Annotated in this window: 5 protein-coding genes; 2 read left to right on the top strand and 3 right to left on the bottom strand. The window is 37.8% G+C overall.

Annotated elements, in window-relative coordinates; translation table 11 throughout:
• Nucleotides 1-141 precede the first annotated feature (141 nt).
• The 3 genes from Q0543_RS06615 to gcvP all read right to left on the bottom strand — a co-directional run bounded on the left by Q0543_RS06615 (nucleotide 142) and on the right by gcvP (nucleotide 4,492).
• Complete coding sequence (locus Q0543_RS06615) at nucleotides 142-552, bottom strand: DUF6691 family protein (RefSeq protein WP_299250599.1); 411 nt, start codon at nucleotides 550-552, stop codon at nucleotides 142-144.
• Nucleotides 553-817: 265 nt separating this feature from the next.
• Nucleotides 818-1,375: a YeeE/YedE thiosulfate transporter family protein gene (locus Q0543_RS06610; protein ID WP_299250597.1), complete on the bottom strand. Its 558-nt coding sequence runs from the start codon at nucleotides 1,373-1,375 to the stop codon at nucleotides 818-820.
• Between the two features lie 219 nt (nucleotides 1,376-1,594).
• Nucleotides 1,595-4,492, bottom strand: coding sequence for an aminomethyl-transferring glycine dehydrogenase (gene gcvP, locus Q0543_RS06605; RefSeq protein ID WP_299250595.1), 2,898 nt, complete (start codon nucleotides 4,490-4,492; stop codon nucleotides 1,595-1,597).
• A 152-nt stretch (nucleotides 4,493-4,644) separates the two neighbouring features.
• On the opposite strand from gcvP, the gene Q0543_RS06600 reads away from it, so the two are divergent.
• Together Q0543_RS06600 and Q0543_RS06595 are read left to right on the top strand one after the other, a co-directional pair.
• The gene (locus Q0543_RS06600) at nucleotides 4,645-6,234 is read left to right on the top strand and encodes a M28 family peptidase (RefSeq protein WP_299250593.1); all 1,590 of its coding nucleotides are present in this window, start codon (nucleotides 4,645-4,647) and stop codon (nucleotides 6,232-6,234) included.
• Between the two features lie 3 nt (nucleotides 6,235-6,237).
• Nucleotides 6,238-7,611 carry a LutB/LldF family L-lactate oxidation iron-sulfur protein gene (locus Q0543_RS06595; protein WP_299250591.1) on the top strand — a complete coding sequence of 458 codons (1,374 nt, stop codon included), beginning with the start codon at nucleotides 6,238-6,240 and terminating at the stop codon, nucleotides 7,609-7,611.
• Nucleotides 7,612-7,869: the final 258 nt, after the last annotated feature.

Below are 7,869 nucleotides of genomic sequence, written 5' to 3'. Positions count from 1 at the left end.
AACTTATTATAGAATCAGACGCTTTAAATTGCATACTATTCAATCCTTTAATAACATGACAACGTAGGAGTAAGAAAAGCAGTTAATTCTCGTACTCTATGCATTTAGCTTTACGCCTTAAGCCTTAAGCTTTAGGCCTAATTACGAAGGTAGTTTATCTTTGATCAAACCATATACAAACGTGCCAGCTGTTGCAGAAATAATTGCTACAATCATAACTTCCACCCCTGCGCCTACCAATGCAAACATAGGCCCTGGGCATGCACCTGTTAATGCCCAGCCCAATCCAAAGATAATTCCGCCCGGCAGCAATCCTTTGTGATACTCTTTGGCAATTAAACGAATATCTTCGCCACCAAAACTTTTCAAATTGAATTTCTTAATCAGTAAAATTGAAATGGCTCCTACTACAATTGCAGAGCCGATGATGCCGTACATGTGTATGCTTTGAAAGTGAAACATCTCTTGAATTCGAAACCAAGAGATTACTTCTGCTTTGGTCAACACAATGCCAAAGTACATGCCTATGATAAAGAATTTTATATATTTCATGTTACGTTTTATGTATTACGTTTTAAGTTGTGTGGTGTTGGTATGAGTAGTTCATTAGTGAAAAAGTGTAGAGTGTAAAGTACATGCTTAACTTCTAAAATTTGAATAATGAGTAAGAGAATTAAATAGGATAAAGAACAAAGGTTACATTTAATACAGACAAATTTCTACACTCAACTTTTTTACATTTTACACTACTTTCACTTTTCATCACGTTCATTCAATCCGTTTGGTATTTGTTTTTTGTTATTTGGAATTTGATTCGCTATAGCTCCAATATATACGGCAACACCAAATACGTCATTGTAAGTCCGCCAATAAAGAAGCCAACAACCGCTATGAGGGAATTTACATTCAACATGGACAATCCCATGATTGCATGTCCTGATGTGCAGCCGTTCGCATAACGTGTACCAAAGCCAACAAGGAAGCCACCCACAACAATCATTATAAATCCTCTTAAGGTAAATAATCCTTCCCAAGAGAAGATGCTGATAGGTGCAAAACCATCAAAATCATGTACGCCTTGTTGATTTAATATTGCATAGGTATCATCCCCTACCCCTACGGTTGGGTTTAGGAAGGTATGGGCTAGCCAAGCTCCTGCAATAGTACCAACAATCAATACTAAGTTCCATGCTTCTTTCTTCCAATCATAATCAAAGAACTTGATGGATTTGGGCGCATACATGGCGCAGATGTGTCTAAAGTTAGAAGAAACTCCAAATTGTTTGTTTGTTATAAATAACAATAAAGGAACCATTAAGCCCAGCAAGGGACCAGAGATATACCATGGCCAAGGTTGTCTTATAAATTCAAGCATGTTTTATATGTTTTACGTTTTAGGTTTTAAGTAGTAAGAATGTACGTGTTATGTTTATGTATTACATTTTCTATTGGCGGAACATACTATTACTTAGAAATGAAGGCGAATTGGTTCAATAGTTAGCTTTAACACAATATGTAGATTGAAATTTCAAATCAAATCAGCAATATTACTCATAAAAAAAGAGTGGTTCCCCACTCTTCCCTTTCAATATAATTAAGCTATTTCAGCATCGGCAAATTCCTCAGTGGGAATGCAACTACAGAATAAATTTCGATCGCCGTAGGCACTATCGATTCGACTAACAGTTGGCCAGAACTTTGTTGTTTTAATATACGGCAATGGATACGCTGCTTTTTGTCTGGAGTATGAGCGTGTCCACTCATCTGCTGTAATAATACTTGCTGTATGCGGAGCGTGTTTTAAGACGTTATCCAACTTATCTGCTGCACCCGTTTCAACTTCCTTGATTTCATTGCGAATAGAAATCATGGCTTCGCAGAAACGATCCAATTCATGCTTGGATTCGCTTTCTGTAGGTTCAATCATTAAAGTACCTGCAACTGGGAAAGAAACGGTTGGTGCATGGAAGCCATAATCCATCAAACGTTTGGCGATATCTTCTACTTCAATACCTAAAGTTGTTTTGAAGGCTCTGCAATCTAAAATAAATTCGTGCGCACAATGTCCGTTTGCACCGGTATATAATATTGGATAATATTTCTCTAATCGAACTTTAATATAGTTTGCATTCAAAATGGCATTCTTAGTAGCATTGGTTAAGCCATCTGCCCCCATCATCGCAATATAGCCATACGAAATAGGCAAAATACTTGCGCTACCCCAAGGAGCTGCAGAAACGGCATGAATCCCTTTCTCTCCACCCGTTTTAACTACGGCATGACTTGGTAAGAAAGTCGTCAAATGTGCAGCCACGCCAATTGGTCCAACACCCGGACCACCACCTCCGTGAGGAATACAGAATGTCTTATGTAAGTTCAAGTGACACACATCCGCACCAATAGAACCTGGTGAAGTTAAGCCTACTTGTGCATTCATGTTTGCACCATCCATATATACTTGTCCGCCGTTATTGTGAATCGTTTCACAAATATCAATGATTGTTTCTTCAAATACGCCGTGCGTAGATGGATACGTAATCATCAAGCACGATAAGTTTGCACTATGTAAAGCAGCTTTTGCTTTTAAATCTGCAACATCAATATTACCAGCGTCATCGCATTTCACCAATACAACCTGCATCGCAGCCATTACTGCACTTGCAGGATTGGTTCCATGCGCAGATGTTGGTATTAATGCAATATTTCTATGATGATCTCCTCTACTTTCGTGGTATGCACGAATCACTAACAGTCCAGCGTATTCACCTTGCGCACCCGAGTTTGGCTGTACAGAAACACCTGCAAAGCCGGTAATCTCGCACAACCAAGATTCAATATTTTTAAATAACTGATGATAGCCTTTTACTTGTTGTGCCGGTACGAATGGATGTATTTGTCCAATCTCTGGCCAGGTAACCGGAATCATTTCTGTTGTAGCATTCAATTTCATGGTACAAGAACCCAATGAAATCATAGAATGCGTAAGCGATAAATCTTTATTTTCTAATTGCTTTAAATAACGCAACATTTCATGTTCGGTATGGTAGGAATTAAATACCGCATGCGTCATGAATTTCGAAGTGCGTTCTAAATCTGTAGGAAGCGAAGCTCGAATGCTGCTGTATTTTGCTACCAACTCAACCGCAGAAAAGTCTTTCCCTGTTGCTTCAATTAATACAGCTACTAAGTTCGTAAAATCCGAAATTGTAACGGACTCATCCAAAGCAATAATTACTTGATTGTTTTCGTAACGCAAATTGATTTGTGCTTTTTCTGCCGCTATTTTCACTTCTTCGTATTTGGCTTGCGCACAAAATGAGATGGTATCAAAATACGCAGGGTTGCTTTGCTCCAAACCAAGATCTTTTACGATCGCTGCTAATGCTGTTGCAAAACCATGTACGCGCAAAGCAATTTTCTTCAAACCTACAGGACCGTGATACACGGCATACGATGCTGCAATTACCGACAACAATACTTGCGCGGTACAAATATTAGAAGTTGCTTTTTCTCTACGTATGTGTTGTTCGCGTGTTTGTAAAGACATGCGATATGCTTTCTTTCCTTCTGCATCAATTGAAACCCCAATGATACGACCAGGCAATTGCCGTTTGTATTCTTCTTTGGTAGCAAAGAAACCAGCATGTGGTCCACCAAATCCCATAGGTACGCCAAAACGTTGAGATGAGCCTAAGACAACATCTGCCCCCATTTCTCCTGGCGACTTCAATAAGGTTAGGCTTAATAAGTCTGATGCAAATGCAACCAACACATCCGATGCATGTGCTTTTGCAATTAAATCTGTATAATCTGCAACAGCACCATTACAATCGGGAGATTGTAGTAACAAACCAAAAATATCGTTACGTGCATAATCAACCGTTGTGGTGTCCGTAATTTCTATACTAATACCAAGTGGTTCTGAACGTGTTTTTAACACATCTAACGTTTGCGGAAACGTGTGTTTTGAAACAACAAATACCAAAGCATCTTTTTTAGGGCCTTTTCTAAGACTATATAATAAAGTCATTGCTTCAGCTGCAGCTGTGGCTTCATCTAACAGCGATGCATTTGCAATCTCCATACCTGTTAAGTCACACACCATCGTTTGATAATTGATGAGTGCTTCTAGACGTCCTTGAGAAATCTCAGCTTGGTATGGTGTATATGCAGTATACCAACCTGGATTTTCTAAAATATTTCTTAAAATAACTGTTGGCGTAAGTGTATTATAATAACCTAAACCAATGTATGTTTTGAAAACTTGATTTTGAGATACAATCTTTTTAAACTCTTGCAGGAACCCTTCTTCCGTTAGGGCTGCGGGTAATTGCAAAGACTTTTTAAGACGAATATTGGAAGGTACCGTTTCATCGATCAATTGATCTATGGAACGAACACCTATAACAGATAACATTTCTTCTTTTTCGGAAGACGATGTACCAATATGTCTTTCTTGGAAAGTACCTCTTTGGGTCAAATCTATTTTCATAACAGTAGAACTTCTAAATACTATTGTATTGTTCTTAAGCAAAACAAATGCTTTAAAACGCCACAAATTTACGAAATTGCTGAACTTTAGAGTCGTTTTGTTCGCGCCCTGTGGATAAATAATATTCTATTAAAATTTAGTAGATTTACAGTATGAATACCCCTAGAAAAAAAATCGCATACGTACTTCTGTCTATTGTTGCAGGAATGCTACTAATCAACGCAGTACCGTTACCCAATGCAACTGAAATAAAAAAAGAGGCACTGGAGTCCATTACAGCAGCTGATTTATCGGAGTATTTGCACATTGTGGCTTCTGATAGCATGGAAGGCCGAGCTACTGGAGAAGTCGGCCAAAAGAAAACCGCGCGCTATTTAGCAGCTAAATTTAAAGAGTTTGGATTACTCCCGCCGGTTTCAACAACTTCTGGGAATAGCTATTTTCAAGAATTCACTCTCCTTGAAAAGAAGTGGGCAGATGTCTATTTGAAAGTAGATAAAACTAAAAAAATATTTCTAAAAGATTTTTATGCCTACGGTGATGTTTCTATACCAGAAGTTACTTCTATGAAAATGGTTTGTGTGGGTTATGGAATAGAAACCTCTAATTACAGCGACTACAAAAACATTTCTGTTAAAGATAAAGGCGTAATTATTTTTATGGGAGAACCCTTTAAAGATTCCCTTTCTTTAATTAGTGGAACAAAAAGCTTATCGAGCTGGGCCAATGATTGGCGCGCAAAATCAGATTTAGCTTATAAAAAGGGAGCAAAAGCTGTTTATATCATTGTTGGTAATACACAAGCGGAATTTGAAACGAGGTTAAGCAATCTTAAAGAACATTTATTAGCTCCTACCTTAGCATTTTCACATAAGAAAAAGTCAAATGCTTTTTTTATACCAGTAAGTTTGGCGGCAGAAATGTTAAAATCGACTGATCACACATTGCTTGAATATAAAAAAATGTATTTTAGGTCTGAATCCAGCTACCCATTTAAATCTGCCAAAGTAGAAGCAAAAGTGGGTGTAACAGAACGTTTGGTTCAAACAGAGAACGTATTGGGAATTATTGAAGGAAATAAATATCCAGAAGAAATTGTTGTACTAACGGCCCATTACGACCATTTGGGGATAGAAAATGGCAAGATTTGCTATGGCGCAGATGACGATGGTTCTGGTACGGTTGCTTTACTTGAAATTGCTCAAGCCTTTTCCTTAGCGAAATCTAAGGGGGTTGGCCCTGCGCGCACCATTCTTTTCATGCCTCTAACGGGAGAAGAACGAGGATTAATGGGCTCCGAGTATTATACAGATAAGCCCGTTTTCCCTTTAGCTAATACTGTTGTAGACTTGAATATCGACATGATTGGTAGAGTAGATGCTACACATGCTGGCAACGAAAATTATGTATATATCATTGGAAGCAATCGCTTATCATCTGAATTACATACCATTAACGAACAGGCGAATATGGCTTCTGCAAAAATCGAACTGGATTACACCTTTAATTCATTTGATGACCCAAACCGCTTTTATTATCGATCAGACCATTATAACTTTGCAAAAAACAACATCCCTGTGATCTTTTATTTCTCAGGTATTCATGAAGATTACCACAAGCCTACCGATACTGTTGATAAGATTCGATTTGATAAGATGACAAAAATCACTCAATTAGTATTTGCTACAGCTTGGGAGATTGCTAATCGAGAAAACCGTTTGGTCGTGGATGGAACAAAATAAGATATGAAAAACGCCGATTCGTTTTTAACAGATGCCGACTCAAAAACATTTGATTCGGAACACCGTCGCAAAATAAACTTTAACATAGGCCGATACAACGATGCCGTTGCTAAAGGATCTACGCAATTCGAAAATCACGAATTGGGTAGACAGCGTGCGTCTTATTTGAAGACACAAGTCATTGAAAATTTAGATAAATATTTAATTGAATTTGAAGCCAACTTTACCCGCAATGGCGGCAAGGTAATTTGGGCACGTGATGCAAACGAAGCATTGTCAGAGATTCATAAAATATTAAAAGAAAAGAAAACACGTAGTGTTGTTAAATCTAAAACAATGACTACCGAAGAAATCCATTTCAATGAATACCTTGAAAAAAATGGGATCGAATCCATTGAAACAGATTTAGGAGAATACATTGTACAATTAGCAGGACAAAAGCCGTATCACATTGTTACTCCTGCGATGCACATGTCTCGCCAGGATATTTCTGAATTGTTTGAAAAAAAATTAGGCATCCCTTATACAGACGACCCACAAGAATTAACGCTTACAGCGAGAAGAATCTTACGTGAAAAATATTTAGAAGCAGAAGTTGGTGTTTCGGGCGCCAATTTCATCATTGCAGATGTAGGCGGTATTGCTGTAACGGAAAATGAAGGCAATGCACGTCTTTGTACAACCTTCCCCAAAACACATATTGTAATTGTTGGCATTGAGAAGCTAATCCCTTCCATGACAGACTTAGGCTTGTTTTGGCCCATGCTTGCGCAAAGTGGAACAGGTCAACAAGTGACAGTATATAATACTATTTTCACAGGACCTGCCAAACAAGGCGAAAGTGATGGCCCAGAGGAGATGTACGTTGTCTTAATAGACAATGGACGTACAAATATTATTGAAGATCCAGAAAAACGACAGTCATTAAATTGTATACGTTGTGGTGCATGTTTGAATGTGTGTCCTGTGTATAGAAATATTGGCGGACATACTTACGGCAGCACTTACAGTGGTCCAATTGGTTCTGTAATTACCCCACATCTAGAGGGCATGGAAAAGTTTAAGCACTTAAGCTATGCAAGTACTCTATGCGGAGCATGCACAAGTGTTTGCCCTGTTAAAATCGACTTACACAATCTATTATTATTAAACAGAAACCAAAGTGTTAAAGAAGGCTTAGCAACGAAGTCCGAAACATTTGGTTTCAAGCTTTGGGCAAAAGCAATGAAGAATAGAACGCTTCTGAATTTACCGGGAGCTGCCTTGAAAAACTTCATGGTTGGTTTTATTTTCAAAAACTCTTGGGGCAAACGCAGAGAAGATGTTCATATAGCGCCAAAATCTTTCCAACAGTTATGGAAAGAGAGGAGGAAATAATTATGAATTATGAATAGAAAATAATTATGAATTATGAATTATAAATTATGAATTATAACTGGTTTGCTGAATACTATTAACAAGGGTGATTAAAATAAACAGGTTGTTGGCCGCTGGCACAACAACGGGTTGATTCGTGTTCAGGTTAAGAATCTTTCAAACATACCTATTGTACATTGTACAATTTATTACATCAAGGAAATATAACTCATAATTCATAACTCATAATTCATAACTCATAATTCATAACTCATAATT

It is taken from the genome of uncultured Cytophaga sp. (genome assembly GCF_937863595.1).
Classification (GTDB): domain Bacteria; phylum Bacteroidota; class Bacteroidia; order Cytophagales; family Cytophagaceae; genus Cytophaga.
Note: the sequence above shows the minus strand (reverse complement) of the source record. Positions and strands in the feature narration are given on the sequence as shown.

What these genes read in the sequence shown, in the direction of transcription:
- gcvP (WP_299250595.1), bottom strand. Translation starts at nt 4,492, where the DNA reads ATGAAAATAGATTTGACCCAAAGAGGTACTTTCCAAGAAAGACATATT.
- Q0543_RS06600 (WP_299250593.1), top strand. Translation starts at nt 4,645, where the DNA reads ATGAATACCCCTAGAAAAAAAATCGCATACGTACTTCTGTCTATTGTT.
- Q0543_RS06610 (WP_299250597.1), bottom strand. Translation starts at nt 1,375, where the DNA reads ATGCTTGAATTTATAAGACAACCTTGGCCATGGTATATCTCTGGTCCC.
- Q0543_RS06615 (WP_299250599.1), bottom strand. Translation starts at nt 552, where the DNA reads ATGAAATATATAAAATTCTTTATCATAGGCATGTACTTTGGCATTGTG.
- Q0543_RS06595 (WP_299250591.1), top strand. Translation starts at nt 6,238, where the DNA reads ATGAAAAACGCCGATTCGTTTTTAACAGATGCCGACTCAAAAACATTT.